We start from the raw sequence: 16,756 nt of genomic DNA on the forward strand, positions 1-16,756 counted from the left end.
ATTTTATATGATACATATCGCTAAAACGCGATATTAAAAAGGAGTTTTTATATTGACAATTATATTTGATTCGATAGTCATCGGTGCAGGGCAATCGGGATTAGCTACCGCATACTATTTAAAGAATAAAGGTTTGAAATATCTTGTTTTAGAAAAGAGCAATCAAACTGCAGGTTCGTGGCCATTATATTATGATAGTCTCAAGCTATTTTCACCAGTGCAGTATTCTTCGCTGCCTGGTTTGAGATTTCTAGGGGATATTGATCTTTATCCGACGAAAATAGAGGTTATGTCTTATTTAAATACTTACGCACAAAAATTTGAATTAAACATTAGTACAGGAAAAACAGTAACCGAAGTCCTTAAAACCAAAGAGTTATTTTTAATTAAGACTGAAGAAGGTGAGTTATTCAAAGCCAAAACAATAATTTCAGCAACAGGATCGTTTGACTCTCCCGATGTTCCGAATATTATGGATATCGAAACTTTTCATGGTGAAATAATACATTCAAGCCAGTACCTTAACCCAGAACCATACGTGAATAAAAGAGTTATTGTCGTTGGTGCTGGAAACTCAGCAGTTCAAATAGCTTATGAACTACGAGAGAAATCTCAAGTTACTCTCGCAACACGTGAACCAATCAAATTTATCCCGCAAAGAATTTTAGGAAAGGATATACATTACTGGTTTAGCGCGACCGGTCTAGATTATTTTCCGTTTGCCAATAAACTCGCTTTTAACACTTCAGTTATAGACAGGAATATTTTTAAACGTGCAATCATGAATAATAATCCTGATAGAAGGGATATGTTTGTATCAATAAATAAATACGGAGTTACTTGGGAATCTGACGAAGAAGAAAAAGTAGATACGATTATTTTTGCAACTGGTTACCAGCCTAATGTGAATTACCTCTACCCTCTCCAGGGGGCTCTTGACGAAAAAGGGATACCAGTACATCAAGAAGGTGCAAGTACATCGAATAAAGGTTTATTTTATGTAGGTTTACCGGGTCAACGATCATTTTCCTCTGCTACTTTACGAGGCGTTGGTAAGGATGCAAAATATATTGTTAATAAGGTCAAAGCTTTATTATAGTTGTAAAGCCTGGGTATGGGCTTTGACATAACTGTCTTGAGTCCCTTGGAAATATTGCAGAGGGCTAAGTTTATTTATTGACACTTTGTACGATGTAGCATAATATACTATACATCAAGAATATTTGATGTGAGGGGATAAATAATGATGATTAAACAGCCAGATGTTTATGATACAACTTTACTTGACTATGAGAAGAAATTTAAAGCATTGTCGGATCACAAGAGACTTTATATATTGCGTATTTTGGCTACAGAAGGAAAAACCTGTGTTTGTGATTTGAGTGAACTACTAGCATTGCCTCAGTCTAAGTTATCGTATCATCTAAAAATCTTATTAGATGTGAACTTTATTTCTGTCAAGAAAGAAGGGAAATGGAATTATTACTCAGCCAATCCTAATGAAATAAAGAAGATTTTATCATCGGATCTTTGTTGTCTTTTTTATCCTGAGTAATTTTTTCTTACAATACATCAAAAAAAGTTGATGTATTGTAAGAAAGGATTGGAATCTGTAATCATTCACACCAGACGGGGAGATAAAAAATGACGGTAAATCATGCAAGTACATTATCTGTCGATTACTTTATAAGTTATTTAGAACTCATTATGAAAACAAGACAGTTTCCCTTAGAAGAAGCTATGTTTTATATGAGAGAAAATTTTTTTAAAGGTGAAGCCTTTTTGTATGGAGAAGAAACAGTTAAACAATTTGAGCAAGCAATTCAACTATTAGAAAAGAGGGAATTATAAATGAAAGAAATTAAATTATTTACTACAAAAGAGACATCATGTTGCAGTGAGGAACCAACAACGACTTCTTGTTGTGCACCTGAAACGGTAAATGAATCGACTTGTTGTTCATCGCCTGAAGTGACGGTAGAAAAACCGGAACAAAAGCAATTTAACTTAGATTTACCTGTAGCCATTATTGGAGCTGGTCCAGTCGGACTTGCGGCAGCGGCACATTTAACAATTCAAAAAGTGCCTTTCATCGTCTTTGAATCAGGTGAAAATGTAGGACACAATATTCTAAAGTGGCAACATGTTCAGCTGTTCAGCCCTTGGCAATACGATATTGACAAAGCAGCCCGTCAACTCCTTGAAGAAACGGATTGGAAATCACCACAGGATGATATTTTACCGACAGGAAAAGAGTTGGTGGACCAATATTTAGTACCTTTAAGTGCATTACCCGTCTTACAAGAAGCCATTCGATACAACTCAAAAGTTATTTCAATCTCACGTAAACAAAATGATAAAATGAAATCATTAAATCGTGAAAAGCAACCTTTTGAAATTTATGTAGAAAGAAATCATGATATTGAAATAGTAGAAGCACGTGCAATTATTGATGCAACGGGTACATGGGGGAACCCAAATCCTGCTACTTCAAATGGTGTTTGGTTGAATTCTGAAAAACAATGCGAAAACCACATTGAATACGGTATTCCAGATATAACGAAAAGTGTGAAACGCTATGCGGATAAAACAGTTGCAGTGGTTGGTGGTGGGCACTCTGCTATTAATACATTGTTAGAATTGGCCGATTTACAAAAAGAATTTCCGGAAACAAAATTGATTTGGATTCTACGTAAAAAAAATGTAGAAGATGCTTACGGTGGCGAAGAAAAAGATGCACTTGAAGCACGCGGGGCACTCGGTTCGAAAATACATTCATTGGTCGATTCAGGTAAAGTGCAAGTATATACACCGTTCTACACGATGCAAGTCAAATCAATGAATGGACAAATGGAGTTAGTAGGACGTTATGAAGGCGAAATGACCATTATAAAAGGGATTGATGAGTTGATTGTCAATGCTGGAAGTCGTCCGGACTTTTCAATTGAACAAGAACTCCGATTGTCCATTGACCCGGCAACAGAAAGTATCGCAGCACTAGCACCACTAATCGATCCAAACGAACACAGTTGTGGTACCGTTCGTGCCCATGGTGAAGAAATTCTACGCCAGCCAGAACAAGATCTTTATATTGTAGGTATGAAGAGTTACGGTCGTGCTCCCACATTCTTAATGGCAACAGGATATGAACAAGTACGTTCAATAACAGCCTATCTTGCAGGAGACATAGAAGCCTCTAAGCGAGTTGAACTTGATTTGCCTGAAACGGGGGTTTGTAGTGTTAATTTGCGAAATCCTAAAGAAGAATCATGCTGCAACGCCACAACCGGCAGCTGTTAAAGGGGTGGACTATCGATGACGGAAAAAATCATTCGTCAAACTCGCAACTAATTAATTGTCATCGGCTTATTTGCACTTAGTGGCATTTTTAAAAACCGTTTAGATAAAAAAAGCGTGATAACTATACTAGTTACAAGTGGAATAGGACTTTCTATCACAGGATACACCTTGGTAGATAAATCTATTCTTAGCTTTATGACTCCTTTAGGACTATTACAGATTTACAATTTGGCTGGTTTTATAGCTTTAGGTATACCAGTACTCCGTAGAGGGTGGCTTTTTACATTCCTAAATATAGGTAAAGACAATACGTATTTTCATAACCGAAAGGTGACGTAACTTTTAAGTCATGCACCCTTAGAAAATATAACGCCATTTCACGGTCGGACCCCCAGTTAACCCTTTAATTCAATAAACACGGCAATTTGTTTTAGTGGTCTTGTTAAATGAAATAAAATAGTACATTGCAAATTAAAAACACCCCGTAAATGTTAGTTGATGTCTAACATTTACGGGGCAGTTCAATTTGAAGGGCTTTTCTTGTTGTATTACAATAAAGATAATAATGATCCACCGATAGCTCCAGAAACCACAATAATCCAAGGTGGAAGTTTCCAATAGGCTAGCATACTAAACAAAATTGCAGCCAGAGCAAAATCAATAGGGGCCAAGATTGAACTTGTCCAAATCGGAAAATAAAAAGCAGAGATTAAAATTCCGATAACTGCTGCATTTACGCCCATTATTGCACCTTTAATTTTAGGATTGTTACGTAAACTATCCCAAAATGGTAACGCCCCAAGAATAAGAAGGAAAGCAGGTAAGAAAACTGCAAACGTTGCGACTAAACCACCTTGCCAACCTTTCATAACGGTTCCTAAATAGGCTGCAAATGTAAATAGAGGACCAGGTACTGCTTGCGTAGCTCCATAACCTGCTAAGAATGACTCTTCGCTTATCCATCCAGTAGGTACAAGTTCCTGTTCTAATAAAGGCAAAACGACATGACCTCCACCGAAGACTAAAGAACCTGAACGATAAAAACTATCGAACATTGCTACCCAATAGGATCCAGTTATTTCTCTGATAACCGGTAAAAGAAATAACAAACCGAAAAATAACAGTAGACAGATCACCGAAACCCCTTTAGCTATCGGGAAGTTCGATTTAGCTTCTTCAACTTCATCGTGTTGTTTAAATAAAAGGAACCCAAAGAATGCTGCGATTAAAATGACACCTACTTGAGTGAAAGCTGATTGCCAAAGAAGTGTGCCTATTAGTGCGAATAAAGCGATGGCTTTTCTTTTTAAATCAGGCGTCAAGTTTTTTGCCATACCGATAATCGCATGTGCAACTACCGCTACTGCCACAATTTTTAATCCGTGTATCCATCCAGCATTTCCGATATCAAATCCAGTAAGCAGTGAAGCAAAAAGGATAAGTGCAATAACTGAAGGTAGCGTAAACCCGATAAAAGATATAATTCCACCTAATACACCTGCCCGCATAACGCCTATTCCGATACCCACTTGGCTACTGGCCGGACCAGGTAAGAACTGAGATAAAGCAACTAAATCCGCATAACTCTTTTCATCCATCCATTTTCTTCTTCGTACATATTCTTCATGAAAATACGCTAAATGAGCTGTTGGTCCACCAAAAGATGTAAATCCAAGTCGTGATGAAACTAAAAATATCTCCAAAAGTGATTTAAATCCCCTATTAGGGTTAGTTTGATTCATTGTTGGCTCCTTTTGTTAGTTTTTGATTTCTTTGAAGAGTTCATAGGCCTTTTTCCTAGCTTCAATAAGGACTAGATCTCCTTTTTCAGTTGTTGTGTAATACTTTCTAATTTTCCCATCCACGTTTTTATCTTCTCTTATTAGAAGTCCATCAGACTCCATTGAATGTAGGATAGGATAAAGAGTACCTGAACTGATACTATAGCCGTGTTCCCTAAGTTCTTCTAACATCCATACACCGAAAATGGGGAGTTCTTTTGCATGATGTAATATGTGTATGTGAATAAAACCAAGAAAAAGTTTTCTCAGCACTTTGTCTTCCAATTTGTCACCTCCTAAATGTGGAATGCCTATATTTAATATCAATATTGGTTTTCGATATTACTAACATAGCATCATGTTCCATATTTACATAGCCTAAATAAGGAAATTTACATATTCTTAACATCCATAAATTAAAACTTACGAAAAAAATGGCTTGGATTTTTCGAGGCCACTGAAAAAGTCCACTATTAAAGTTTAGATTAGAAATTCCCATGGAAAACGCTTCGGCGCTTCGTGGATGCCTCCCGCGATAAGCCAGGCAGAAGATCACTGCCAGTCTTATCGCTCCGGCTACCACTAAGAAGGCGCCTTCGCTGGTTCTACCTAAGTATTTCACTGAGTTACGAAAAAATAATTAGTACAATAAAGGGACAAATTCTAGGCGGTGTACCGATGATTTCAAATCAAGAAACGTTAAACCTCAGCCCATTTATGGCGATTTACGATATGGTTGTGCCCAAAGATAATCAGTTCCGTCAAATCATTGACCTTGTCGACTTTTCTTTTGTGCTCGAAGAATTAAAAAGTAAATATTGCCTCGATAACGGTCGCAATGCAGTGCCACCGATTCGTATGTTCAAATATTTATTACTCAAATCAATCTTTGACCTATCCGATGGGGATGTCGTAGAATGTTCGAAATACGATATGTCGTTTAAATACTTTCTTGATATGGCACCAGAAGACGCAGTTATTATTTCAAGTTCTTTAACGAAATTCCGTAAGCTCCGTCTTCAAGACCTGGGCTTATTAGATTTGCTCATTCAAAAATGGTTGAAATCGCACTGGATAAAAAATTGATCAAGAGTAGGACAATTATTGTGGACGCCACACATACAAAAGTACGTTATAACCTGAAATCACTTTTTCGCAATATGCTAATTCGTCTTTAACTTCGTTGGTAGTTGTTTTTGCGGGAAACTTTTCTTTCGATTGAAAAAGAGTCCCACCTTGTCTCAATTCCGGCCGTCAAAGAGAAGTTGAATTTGCTGAAAGAGGCTGTAGAGGATTACACGGAACAGCTTCAGTTTTCGGCTGATTCAGATGCACGAGTCGGTCATAAAACAGAGGACTCCTCTTTCTTTGGCTATAAAACTCATATTGCGACGAATGATGAACGAATCATTACAGCGGCGATTTTGACAACTGATGAACAAAGTGACGGGAAATATCAGCACTATTTAATTGAAAAAAGCCAAGAAACGGGCATGGAAATTGAAACAGTTCTCGAGGATGCGGCTTACTCTGAAATAAATAATATTCGTTACGCAAAAGACAAACAACTGGAACTCATCTCCAAATTAAATCCTGGCATTACGCATGGACATCGTACAAAGGAAGATGAATTTGAGTTTAATAAAGATGCGGGTATGTATGTAAAGCAGGCCATATGGCGATTCGAAAAGCACGTATTGGAAAGAAAAATGTAGGGCAAAATCAAAGTCAATCCTATTATTTTGGTATCAATAAATGTAAAACTTGTCCGCTTAGTGAAGGTTGTTATAAAGAAGGTGCGAAAAGTAAAACCTATTCCGTGACGATTAAATCAACGGAACATAAAGATCAAGAAGCGTTTCAAAATAGCGATAAGTTTAAAGGAAAAGCAAAATCACGCTATAAAATTGAAGCGAAGAATAGTGAGTTAAAACATAGACACGGGTATGATGTGGCCACATCTGCCGGTCTATTTGGTATGCAGATACAAGGTGCGATGGCTATATTTGCGGTCAATCTCAAACGGATTAGAACGCTAATGAAGGAATCAGAGTAAGGAATACGCAAGAAAAAGACGCTATTTCGTTCAACTTCGAACGAAATAGCGTCTTTTTTGATTTAGGCTCACTTACGGGATTTAAAAACGTAAGTTTTTCAGTGGCCTCGATTTTTCACCAAACCATTTTCTTTCTAATACCTGTAGTTAAACTAAAGCACTCATTAATAGAATAAAGAAAAAACGGCCTCCTTATTGTAGTATCGACCAATTGTGTAATCAACTATATGCTTTCACCTCTAATTCTACATATTTTTGCTTTGCTGAAGAAGTTTGGATTCTCCTGTACGTTCCCATCCTTCTACTGTTTCATATGCTTTTTCAGGAGAATACCCTTTCCCTACAAGAACTCCCATTAAAATAAATTCTTGAAGAATATGAGTAGCATTTATTCCTCTTTTAACATCCTCTAAGCCTTGATTCATCAAAAAATTCGTGTACCTTATCCATTCATCTGGCGTCCTGCCAAAAACAACTGTATCTGCATTGCCGTGACCGTACCCTTCTTCTGAAGCCTCTGCATCTGCTTTTGTTACATGAACTGTACCAAATGGATGGTTAGGAGGAGCGTAAATCGAATAAAGTTTTAGCGGAATATTACCTGTATTAATTATATTGTGCCATGTTCCAGCAGGTATTATTATTGCAGAATCATCGTAGACATTTCTTTCAAAGCTTAAATTATCTTTCCTCTTGCCCATTTGAACAATACCTTGACCTTGTTCAATACGTAAGAATTGGTCAACGTGAGGGTGCATTTCCAAACCGATATCTTCGCCAACATTGAGACTCATTAAGGTAACTTGCAAATAAGTTCCTGTCCATAAAGCGGTACGATACGTATTGTTTTGCTTCGTAGCTTTATTAATATTGACGACAAACGGTTCTGCTCCATAATCTGTTAACAAAATGCTTCCATTCGAGGGGCGAAAAGAACCAAATCTGTTTGTATGTTCTTCCCCAACAGGATTAGTCCAGTAACCAGACTGTCCACAATAGTTATACATCGGCAAATTAACATAATAAGGATATTGATACAAGTTTGGAGCGTAATACATTTTTATCAATCCCTTCATAACTTATAAATTATCCTATGCTCTATATAAAGGGAGTGTACTTAAATTCAAGTTAAATGGGGAGATGCAGGAGTAGAGGTTTTCAACTACAGGCAAGCCACCTTAGTTTCTAAATCCAATTTTGAACATCTAAATCCTTTTTTAAAAATGTAAATTCTTCCATGGTTTCTTTAATTACAATAAGGGCAGTATATGGGTACAACAAAAAAGGAGTGTTATTTTATATGGACATGCAAGATAAAGTACAAAAGGAACTGTCGAAAATTAACAACGAAGAGAAAAATCAGATTTTAGAGAATTTCAATCGATTCAAACAGTACCTTTCAGAAAAAGTAGAGCTGGGCGAAAACATGGGGTTAAGTGAAGAAAAGCTTGCGAAAACTACCGAGTTAGTTGCAAATTATCTTGCCAAGCACGAAGAACCTCGTAACCGGGAGGAAAATCTATTAATGGAACTTTGGAAATCCGGATCTAAAGAAGAACAGCATATGCTTTCACATATGCTTTTGAAAATGGTTAGGAAAGCTTGAATTAAATAAAAACAACTATTTTTACTATTAAAATATGACCGGATTTTGGTTGAATAAAAATGCGACCGCTCAATGAACTGCACCCCAATTGTTAGATACATCCGACAATTGGAGGTGCTTTTCTAATGGCTAAATTTTCTGCCGAAGAAATAATTCGACTTGTAATACTTCAACGGAACCTTCAACTGATGATTCTTTAGCTATTGAAGAAAAGAATTCTTGAAAAATGTATATAATCCACTTGCGTATATAAGCATATGATTATATGATAGTTGTGAAGAGGAGGGATGATAGATGAATACAACCGTAACGATTGATCTGCAACGAGCATCACAACTATTAAAATTGCTTGGAGATCCAACACGTTTAACGATGTTGAAGTTGCTCAAGTCACATGAATGCTGTGTGTGTGAATTTGTTGAGATCTTTAAGATGAGTCAGCCGGCTATTAGTCAGCACTTACGTAAACTTAGAGATATTAAGCTAGTGAAAGAAGAGCGCAGAGGTCAATGGATTTTCTTCTCGATAAATGAAAGTCATGAAGATTACCCGTTTATTCAAAGTATCCTTGAACTTCTTCCGGATCAGAATGAATCAATCACTGAACTGGAGGCACAAGGGCTTCGAGTTTGTTGTGAATAAGGAGGAGAAAGTACGTTGGCTTCAGTTATTACTGCATCACTGATATTCATCATCACACTTATTTTTGTTATTTGGCAGCCTAGAAATTTATCAATTGGATGGTCAGCCTGTATTGGGGCAATAGTCGCTTTGTTAGTAGGAGTGGTTAATTTTCAAGACGTTATTGATGTAACGGGGATCGTCTGGAATGCTACCCTTGCTTTTATCGCTATCATCATAATCTCATTAATTTTAGACGAAATCGGATTCTTCGAGTGGTCTGCGCTACATATGGCTAGGTTAGCTAAAGGTAGCGGTATTCGCATGTTTGTGTACGTCAGCCTTCTAGGTGCAGTTGTTGCTGCATTGTTCGCAAATGACGGTGCAGCTCTTATACTAACGCCCATTGTGCTTGCAATGGTACGAAATTTAAATTTCAATGAAAAGATGATTTTTCCTTTCATCATAGCCAGTGGTTTTATTGCCGATACGACTTCCTTACCGTTAGTCGTAAGTAACCTAGTTAATATTGTTTCAGCAGACTTTTTCGGTATCGGCTTTGTTGAATATGCGTCCCGAATGATCGTCCCGAATTTATTTGCTTTAGTTGCTAGTATTTTTGTGTTACTGCTATTCTTCCGTAAAAGTATTCCTAAAAACTATGAAGTATCAGATTTAAAACAACCGAAGGATGCTATTAAAGATATAAAAATGTTTCGCCTAGCTTGGGTAATCCTAAGCGTGTTACTCATAGGGTATTTCTCCAGTGGATTTACGGGACTGCCTGTCTCTATTATTGCTGGACTTACGGCAATATTCTTTATGATCATGGCGCAAAGAAGCCCTGCTGTTCAAACGAAGCAAGTACTGAAAGGAGCACCTTGGGCTATCGTGTTCTTCTCTATCGGGATGTATGTGGTGGTCTACGGATTGCGTAACGTAGGTTTGACAAGTGTTTTGAGTGATGTCATTCAAATGGCAGCCAATCAAGGACTCTTTGTAGCAACGATTTCGATGGGCTTTATCGCAGCCATCTTATCTTCGATTATGAATAATATGCCTACCGTTTTGATTAACGCCTTGGCAATATCAGAAACGAATACAACAGAATCGATTCGCGAAGCTTTAGTGTATGCGAATATTATTGGGTCGGATTTAGGTCCAAAAATCACGCCAATCGGTTCTTTAGCTACTTTATTGTGGCTGCATGTACTGTCTCAAAAAGGTGTAAAAATTTCTTGGGGTAAATACTTTAAAATCGGTATCATCTTAACAGTTCCTACACTTCTGATTACATTAATCGGACTGTATGTATGGCTGTCATTCATACAATAAAACATTAAAAAGGGGATTTTCATTATGTCGAAAAAAACACTCTATTTCTTATGTACAGGTAACTCATGCCGTAGCCAAATGGCTGAAGGTTGGGGCAAAAAATATCTTGGTGAAGAATGGGAAGTCCTTAGTGCCGGAATTGAAGCGCATGGAGTTAATCCGAGTGCTGTCAAAGCTATGAATGAGGCTGGCGTTGACATTACTAATCAAACTTCGGATATTATTGATCCGCAAATCTTAAATAATGCGGATTTTATTGTCACACTTTGTGCGGATGCTGATGATAAGTGTCCGATGACACCAGCTCATATTAAACGTGAGCATTGGGGTTTTGACGACCCTGCTAAAGCAGAAGGAACAGATGAAGAAAAATGGGCATTCTTCCAGCGTATACGCGATGAAATTGGTGCAAGAATCGAATATTTCGCTAAAACTGGAGAGTAAGAAATACAGGCCGTCGATTCACATCACGGCTTCCCTTGTAATAAATATATAAGGATATAATTATGTGATAAAAAAGGAGATGATTGTTAATGAAAAAGGTTGAAATATTTGATCCTGCAATGTGTTGTTCAACTGGTGTCTGTGGACCAAGTGTTGATCCGGAATTAACGCGTGTCGCATCGGCCGTTTATTCACTTGAACAAAAGAAATTTGATATTACACGCTATAATCTAGGGAATGATCCGGGGGCATTTGTAGACAATGAAGTAGTAAATAAGGTGCTTCTTGAAAAAGGACCAGATGCTCTCCCACTGATACTTGTGAATAACGAGGTTGTAAAAGTGGGTGCCTATCCAACGAACGAAGAGTTGGCAGAATGGCTTGATGTAAAGACTGCTGAACTTCAGGAAAAACCACGCGTACGTGTTTCAGTCAAGTTTGATAAATAAGGGGGAATAGCCATGTATCCATTATTCAATCCTAACAAAACCGCATTAACTCCATTTTTGTTTTTTACCGGAAAAGGTGGGGTTGGTAAAACATCAACGGCTTGTGCGACAGCAGTGTCTCTCGCCGATCAAGGAAAAAAAGTACTCTTAGTAAGTACCGATCCTGCTTCAAATTTACAGGATGTTCTAGGTGTAGAATTGACGAATGATCCACTAGCTATTCCAAGTGTAAATAATTTATTCGCGTGTAATATTGACCCGGAGGCATCAGCAAAAGCATATCGTGAAAAAGTTGTCGGTCCTTATCGGGGTAAGTTGCCAGATGCTGTTCTCTCAACTATGGAAGAACAGTTATCGGGTGCTTGCACAGTTGAAATTGCTGCATTCGATGAATTTTCTCATCTGTTATCCGATGAAGATGTGTTAAATCAATATGATCACGTATTGTTTGATACTGCGCCGACCGGACACACACTGCGTCTGTTACAGTTACCAACTGCATGGACCGGATTTTTAGAAGAGAGCACGCACGGAGCTTCCTGTTTGGGTCCCCTATCCGGTCTTGGAGAGAAAAAAGAGTTGTATGCGAAAGCTGTCGAGTCTCTTTCTAATCCAGAAAAAACGACTCTGATTTTGGTTTCGCGACCGGATGTATCTTCCTTAGTTGAAGCGAATCGGGCTTCTTCAGAGTTAAAGGATATTGGCATTAAAAATCAGCTGCTTATCATTAATGGACTTCTTCAAACGCATCGTCCCGATGATAGTGTGTCAACCGCGTTTTCTGAGCGACAGCGCCGTGCATTGAAGGAAACACCCGAAGCATTAAAACAGGTTGTGACGTTCTCCCTTCCGTTTGTTTCGTATTCATTAACTGGAGTGGATAACCTTCGGCACTTATTTAGCTCTTATACTATGACTGTATTTGAAGATGATAGCCTTAGCAAAGAAACGATTTACCTTCCAGGATTAAACAAAGTAATCGATGATTTTTCTTCGAAAAACATACGTGTAATCTTCACAATGGGTAAAGGTGGAGTTGGTAAAACTTCGATTGCATCTGCAATGGCTGTCGGCCTATCTGAGAAAGGTCATCGCGTTCATTTGACTACAACAGACCCAGCAGCACATCTCGCGTACACATTTGAAGGCGGTGCATTGAGAGATAATCTGACAATTAGCAGTATCAATCCGGAAATTGAAGTGAAAAAGTATCAGCAGGAAGTGCTATTGGCAGCAGGGGAAGGGTTGGACGAAGAAGGAATTGCGTATTTGAAAGAAGATCTGGAATCGCCATGTACGGAAGAAATCGCTTTGTTCAGGGCATTTGCCGACGTAGTGGAGAAATCGGAAAATGAAATTGTCGTCATTGATACGGCACCGACCGGACACACATTGTTATTGCTGGATTCAACGGAAGCATATCATAAGGAAATGAGCCGTTCGACTGGTAATGTACCAGAAAGTGTGAAGAAGCTTCTTCCCCGTTTAAGAAATCCAAAAGAAACAGGTGTGGTCATTGTGACATTGGCTGAAGCAACACCGGTATTAGAAGCTGCACGATTGCAGGAAGTTCTCAAACGTGCACAGATTGATCCTAAGTGGTGGGTAATCAATCAAAGTCTATATGCAACGGATACAACTGATGCTGTCTTAAAAGGGCGTGCAGTCTCCGAAATAGAGTGGATTAAAAAAGTCAAAGAAGAACTAGCACCACAATGTGCAGTGATTCCATGGTTACATGAAGAAAAGATAGGCTATGATAGTTTGAAAGAATTTATTGACGCATAAAAATGCTACGATGTAAAATGATGGATTAGAAATGGAGGAATATAAAAATGAATATTACGAATGAAGCGAAACAATACATTCAAGCCATGTTGGAAGAACAGCAAGCGAAAGGACTTCGGATATATGCAGTTGAGGGAGGATGCTGCGGACCACAAATCGGTTTATCACTTGATATGCCCGAGGAGTCGGATACTGTTTCTATCATCAATGAAATTTCTGTTGCAATTGCTCTGCAGGCTAAAGAATTCATTAGCGATCTAACGTTGGACTTTGAATCTAAAGGTGAACAATCTGGTTTAGTCATGATTGGTTCGCCCAATAACTGTTAAACAAAAAAACTGAGTTATTTTATATACAAACAGACGAGGACTCCTTTTAAAGGGACCTCGTCTGTTTTCGTGGTTTATAAAATAAATGACCTACAAATTATGTACTCAGCAATTAAAATACAAATACTTACTTAATAGCTTTGCTTTGAAAATTGTGCATTTAGTAATCGAAGAATGGAAGGTTGCTTAATGTCTTTACAAAGAAGTAGTTGTGAAGTGCGAACTTAAAATAATTAATGCATTTTAATTGGTTTTGATGTCGTTTAATGGGTATAGGTATAGGAACATCACTCCGATATCTTACATTGTTGTACAGCCCCAAAAAGCCTTGACTAAATGGGCTCGTGATTTTGAAATTGATTTTAATTCTAAGTTCAACACTTTGATATAATTAGTGAGGTGGACATAATTGTTAGCTTATTTTCCTCGACCATATGAAAATGAAACTATGTACAGTATAGCAGCAAGGTATGCCAATCATATGGGTGTTTTATCCAAAAATACTGTTTTGGAAGACCTGTTTGACATTAAAAAACCATTTGCAAATGAGGACTATATATCGCAAATCGATATACTTGTACTTAAAATTTGGAACTTTTTGAAAGAGTATACAGGGGAGTACTTTTTAAATAAACACACAGTCTTCTCGCTTTTTTCTCCATTTACTAATACAAATCACAATAGCTTGAGTTCTATAGATAATTTAATAAAAAGAAGAAAAAGGTATATAAAAGAGATTCCAATAAAAGAAAGTTTGTTTTATTGTAGCGAGTGTATAAAAGAAAATAAAATTTTACATAAAAAAATTGATTATCAAGTCGGCGAGGTTATTATAATGAAAAATTATGAGGTGATTTAATGCTACCTTTCTTCACAAATCCATATCCAGATGTGTTGTTGTATTCAGACATTGCTCGTTACCATTTTTATAGTGGTAATCTTGATTGTAAAGATATGTTGGAAGAGTTGTTTGGCAGTCGTTCTGTGATACCGAGTGTGGAGATGGGTAGCTATTTTTCTATTTTAGTAGAGAAACTAGGTCCTCAATATTCTGTAGAATCGTTATTAACGAACCATACGGTTTATCCTTATTATGCTTCATTTTTATTGAAACAGCGTCAAGAAGAAATATTAGATGATGTAAAAGATAATGGATAGGCACTATTTACAAGGCTAGGATTTGTCGCTGGGAGCATATGTAACAAATATGGAATTTACTATTGTCCTATATGTGTTAAAGCTGATTCAGAGCAATATGGTGAGCCATATATTTATCGAGAGCATCAGCTACAAGGAATTGATTATTGTCCACATCATGAAATGCCGTTAAAGAAATACTCAGTTACTCCAAATGTAGTGAGCAGAATTGAGTTTATAGGATTTGAAATAGAGCAGATGGATTTAGCAAGTATTTATGAAGTTGATCCTTATGCAGAAATAAAAATCCAGTTAGCAAAGCAAGCATATAAGTTATTGCAGCAACCATTGTATTTATTGTCGAGGCAAGAAGTTTCACTGAAATAGAACAAACAAATTCCTTATAGTGAAATTTCATTTTCGCACCCTGAAATTATACAAACTGAGAAATCAGGTGAATCTAAAAAGTACCCGCTACATAGCAATAGCGGTAATGGCAACCAGCAAAATGAATTAACGCTTGATGAACAAGTTGAAGGTACTACGGATAACCTTGATTTAATTGAAATGGATAATCAGTCCATAAGTATATGAAGCTACCGAAAGTAACAAGAATTCGTAGAAACTCAAATAAGCAACGTGATTTTGAAGATGAAAATACTAAAAGGTATTTTATTAATAATCAAGGTAAAAGAGCTACATCAGATATTGGTGCCTGATTCAACCAATCATTAGTTTAAATACATTATTTTACATTACGCACACTAATTTCGACGTAAATATCCAATTTTTTTCTAAAAATTATATGCAATATTTTTATTCTAAGTTCCCGACTTTTTTGTATTGTAATAAGAATGGTCAGTTCCCGACTTTTACTTTTATGAAGTGAAGATTCGAAGGCAGCAATGCGGGTTTGAACGTCTCATAGTTCCTGACTTTTTTGTCTTTGAACAAAGTTTTGAATGACAACAAATTTGGGTACTGACATTCAACGATATGTTTAATAGTTGAACAAATTAAAATTAAATTTAAAACTCGATCCATTTGCCATGGGTCGAGTTTTTTCACCTTATATTTATTTGAATATTTCACTAAATTTCTCCGATTTATTAAGATCTTCAATCATTTCTTCATTACTTGGTATCATTCGACCGATAGCGTGAGACTCGTCATGAACATAAGTGGATATTCTTGTCATACTTTCATTAACGAGATGAACAATTTCAACAGTGAATTTAATTTTACTAAGTCATTGTGTTTGTACACTTGAATAAAAACGTTCAATTACACCGTTAAATAGTAATTCCTCTACAGCTCTTTCCCATGATTCTCTTAGCTGAAAATATGTATACTTGGCTTAAAAAAGATTGGCACAATACAGATACTGCAAGCACAGCCCCATAGTGGGTTTCGTTTGATACACTGGCTTCAAAAGCGGGTATGCCTACTAAACTGACACTGGTAATAGGTGTTGTTTCCATCCAAATTGAAGAGGGTTCAATTCTAGACTTTTCGGGGAAGTACTACAGGTACTTCAAGCGCATGTTAAGGTCTTTTTATCACGTCAAACACTGGCGAACTGGATGATGTATGGGGCAGCCCATTGGCTGAGCCATCTTTACGAACGCCTTCATACTCATATATTGAGGAAAAGTGTTTTCTTTGCGGATGAAACGACGTTTCAAGTACATTCCGAACCAGGGCGTCCGGCGATGTCTAAGTCGTATATGTGGTTATATCGAACGGGGCGTGATGAACCGGCCATTGTGTTGTATGATTACCAACAAACAAGGGCTGCCAAGCATCCGAAAGCCTTCTTTTCTGGCTTTGATGGAATTCTACATGTCGATAGTTATCAGGGGTATGATGACATACCAAAGGTGAAACTGGAGGGGTGGTACTGGTGTAAG

Annotated in this window: 17 protein-coding genes and 3 pseudogenes; 16 read left to right on the forward strand and 4 right to left on the reverse strand. The window is 37.3% G+C overall.

What is annotated here, in order from left to right; all coding sequences use genetic code 11:
• The first annotated feature begins 52 nt into the window (after window positions 1–52).
• From FQ087_RS05040 to FQ087_RS05055, 4 genes are all read left to right on the forward strand, one after another.
• Window positions 53–1,099, forward strand: a complete 1,047-nt coding sequence (locus tag FQ087_RS05040) for a flavin-containing monooxygenase (RefSeq protein ID WP_149579430.1) — start codon at window positions 53–55, stop codon at window positions 1,097–1,099.
• Window positions 1,100–1,243: 144 nt separating this feature from the next.
• Window positions 1,244–1,555, forward strand: a complete 312-nt coding sequence (locus tag FQ087_RS05045) for an ArsR/SmtB family transcription factor (protein WP_304624657.1) — start codon at window positions 1,244–1,246, stop codon at window positions 1,553–1,555.
• Between the two features lie 89 nt (window positions 1,556–1,644).
• Entirely contained in the window at window positions 1,645–1,851 is a 207-nt protein-coding gene (locus FQ087_RS05050) for a hypothetical protein (protein ID WP_149579431.1), read from the forward strand.
• On the forward strand, window positions 1,852–3,300 hold the full coding sequence (locus FQ087_RS05055; protein ID WP_149579432.1) for an NAD(P)-binding domain-containing protein: 1,449 nt from the start codon (window positions 1,852–1,854) through the stop codon (window positions 3,298–3,300).
• Window positions 3,301–3,848: 548 nt separating this feature from the next.
• On the opposite strand, the gene FQ087_RS05060 is transcribed toward FQ087_RS05055, so the two are convergent.
• Window positions 3,849–5,042, reverse strand: a complete 1,194-nt coding sequence (locus FQ087_RS05060; RefSeq protein ID WP_149579433.1) for a chromate transporter — start codon at window positions 5,040–5,042, stop codon at window positions 3,849–3,851.
• A 15-nt stretch (window positions 5,043–5,057) separates the two neighbouring features.
• Window positions 5,058–5,366 carry a PadR family transcriptional regulator gene (locus tag FQ087_RS05065; RefSeq protein ID WP_149579434.1) on the reverse strand — a complete coding sequence of 103 codons (309 nt, stop codon included), beginning with the start codon at window positions 5,364–5,366 and terminating at the stop codon, window positions 5,058–5,060.
• Between the two features lie 393 nt (window positions 5,367–5,759).
• Between FQ087_RS05065 and FQ087_RS05070 the strand changes: the two are divergent.
• Window positions 5,760–7,137 (forward strand): annotated as a pseudogene (locus FQ087_RS05070) (IS1182 family transposase).
• Between the two features lie 245 nt (window positions 7,138–7,382).
• Here FQ087_RS05070 and FQ087_RS05075 read toward each other — a convergent pair.
• Window positions 7,383–8,195: a cupin domain-containing protein gene (locus FQ087_RS05075; RefSeq protein ID WP_149580758.1), complete on the reverse strand. Its 813-nt coding sequence runs from the start codon at window positions 8,193–8,195 to the stop codon at window positions 7,383–7,385.
• A gap of 242 nt (window positions 8,196–8,437) precedes the next feature.
• Here FQ087_RS05075 and FQ087_RS05080 point away from each other — a divergent pair, with 242 nt between their 5' ends.
• The 10 genes and pseudogenes from FQ087_RS05080 to FQ087_RS22875 form a co-directional block, all read left to right on the forward strand.
• The gene (locus FQ087_RS05080) at window positions 8,438–8,743 is read left to right on the forward strand and encodes a DUF3243 domain-containing protein (RefSeq protein WP_149579435.1); all 306 of its coding nucleotides are present in this window, start codon (window positions 8,438–8,440) and stop codon (window positions 8,741–8,743) included.
• Between the two features lie 294 nt (window positions 8,744–9,037).
• A complete protein-coding gene (locus FQ087_RS05085) occupies window positions 9,038–9,385 on the forward strand; it encodes an ArsR/SmtB family transcription factor (protein ID WP_149579436.1) in 348 nt (115 codons plus the stop codon).
• 15 nt (window positions 9,386–9,400) lie between these two features.
• Complete coding sequence (locus FQ087_RS05090) at window positions 9,401–10,699, forward strand: arsenic transporter (RefSeq protein ID WP_149579437.1); 1,299 nt, start codon at window positions 9,401–9,403, stop codon at window positions 10,697–10,699.
• 24 nt (window positions 10,700–10,723) lie between these two features.
• On the forward strand, window positions 10,724–11,143 hold the full coding sequence (arsC, locus tag FQ087_RS05095) for an arsenate reductase (thioredoxin) (protein ID WP_149579438.1): 420 nt from the start codon (window positions 10,724–10,726) through the stop codon (window positions 11,141–11,143).
• A gap of 89 nt (window positions 11,144–11,232) precedes the next feature.
• On the forward strand, window positions 11,233–11,592 hold the full coding sequence (gene arsD / locus FQ087_RS05100; protein ID WP_149579439.1) for an arsenite efflux transporter metallochaperone ArsD: 360 nt from the start codon (window positions 11,233–11,235) through the stop codon (window positions 11,590–11,592).
• Window positions 11,593–11,604: 12 nt separating this feature from the next.
• A complete protein-coding gene (gene arsA, locus FQ087_RS05105) occupies window positions 11,605–13,380 on the forward strand; it encodes an arsenical pump-driving ATPase (protein ID WP_149579440.1) in 1,776 nt (591 codons plus the stop codon).
• Between the two features lie 47 nt (window positions 13,381–13,427).
• Complete coding sequence (locus FQ087_RS05110; RefSeq protein WP_149579441.1) at window positions 13,428–13,709, forward strand: HesB/IscA family protein; 282 nt, start codon at window positions 13,428–13,430, stop codon at window positions 13,707–13,709.
• 409 nt (window positions 13,710–14,118) lie between these two features.
• Window positions 14,119–14,568 carry a TniQ family protein gene (locus tag FQ087_RS05115; protein ID WP_149579442.1) on the forward strand — a complete coding sequence of 150 codons (450 nt, stop codon included), beginning with the start codon at window positions 14,119–14,121 and terminating at the stop codon, window positions 14,566–14,568.
• Window positions 14,568–14,867 carry a TniQ family protein gene (locus tag FQ087_RS22870; protein ID WP_188006637.1) on the forward strand — a complete coding sequence of 100 codons (300 nt, stop codon included), beginning with the start codon at window positions 14,568–14,570 and terminating at the stop codon, window positions 14,865–14,867. The genes FQ087_RS05115 and FQ087_RS22870 overlap by 1 nt, the downstream gene beginning before the upstream one ends.
• Before the next feature lie 54 nt (window positions 14,868–14,921).
• A pseudogene (locus FQ087_RS22875) lies at window positions 14,922–15,026 on the forward strand (TniQ family protein); the annotation flags it as partial.
• A gap of 55 nt (window positions 15,027–15,081) precedes the next feature.
• On the opposite strand, the gene FQ087_RS22880 reads toward FQ087_RS22875, so the two are convergent.
• Window positions 15,082–15,264, reverse strand: coding sequence for a hypothetical protein (locus FQ087_RS22880; RefSeq protein WP_188006638.1), 183 nt, complete (start codon window positions 15,262–15,264; stop codon window positions 15,082–15,084).
• 1,123 nt (window positions 15,265–16,387) lie between these two features.
• On the opposite strand from FQ087_RS22880, the pseudogene FQ087_RS05125 reads away from it, so the two are divergent.
• Window positions 16,388–16,741: pseudogene (locus tag FQ087_RS05125) on the forward strand (IS66 family transposase); the annotation flags it as partial.
• Window positions 16,742–16,756 lie beyond the last annotated feature (15 nt).

This window comes from Sporosarcina sp. ANT_H38 (assembly GCF_008369195.1).
In the GTDB taxonomy this organism is placed as follows: domain Bacteria; phylum Bacillota; class Bacilli; order Bacillales_A; family Planococcaceae; genus Sporosarcina.

Coding starts and splice junctions, on each gene's coding strand:
- FQ087_RS05085 (WP_149579436.1), top strand. CDS start 9,038: ATGAATACAACCGTAACGATTGATCTGCAACGAGCATCACAACTATTA.
- FQ087_RS05050 (WP_149579431.1), top strand. CDS start 1,645: ATGACGGTAAATCATGCAAGTACATTATCTGTCGATTACTTTATAAGT.
- FQ087_RS22870 (WP_188006637.1), top strand. CDS start 14,568: ATGCTACCTTTCTTCACAAATCCATATCCAGATGTGTTGTTGTATTCA.
- FQ087_RS05055 (WP_149579432.1), top strand. CDS start 1,852: ATGAAAGAAATTAAATTATTTACTACAAAAGAGACATCATGTTGCAGT.
- FQ087_RS05075 (WP_149580758.1), bottom strand. CDS start 8,195: ATGTATTACGCTCCAAACTTGTATCAATATCCTTATTATGTTAATTTG.
- FQ087_RS05080 (WP_149579435.1), top strand. CDS start 8,438: ATGGACATGCAAGATAAAGTACAAAAGGAACTGTCGAAAATTAACAAC.
- arsA (WP_149579440.1), top strand. CDS start 11,605: ATGTATCCATTATTCAATCCTAACAAAACCGCATTAACTCCATTTTTG.
- FQ087_RS05110 (WP_149579441.1), top strand. CDS start 13,428: ATGAATATTACGAATGAAGCGAAACAATACATTCAAGCCATGTTGGAA.
- FQ087_RS22880 (WP_188006638.1), bottom strand. CDS start 15,264: ATGAAATTTCACTATAAGGAATTTGTTTGTTCTATTTCAGTGAAACTT.
- FQ087_RS05060 (WP_149579433.1), bottom strand. CDS start 5,042: ATGAATCAAACTAACCCTAATAGGGGATTTAAATCACTTTTGGAGATA.
- FQ087_RS05045 (WP_304624657.1), top strand. CDS start 1,244: ATGATGATTAAACAGCCAGATGTTTATGATACAACTTTACTTGACTAT.
- arsD (WP_149579439.1), top strand. CDS start 11,233: ATGAAAAAGGTTGAAATATTTGATCCTGCAATGTGTTGTTCAACTGGT.
- arsC (WP_149579438.1), top strand. CDS start 10,724: ATGTCGAAAAAAACACTCTATTTCTTATGTACAGGTAACTCATGCCGT.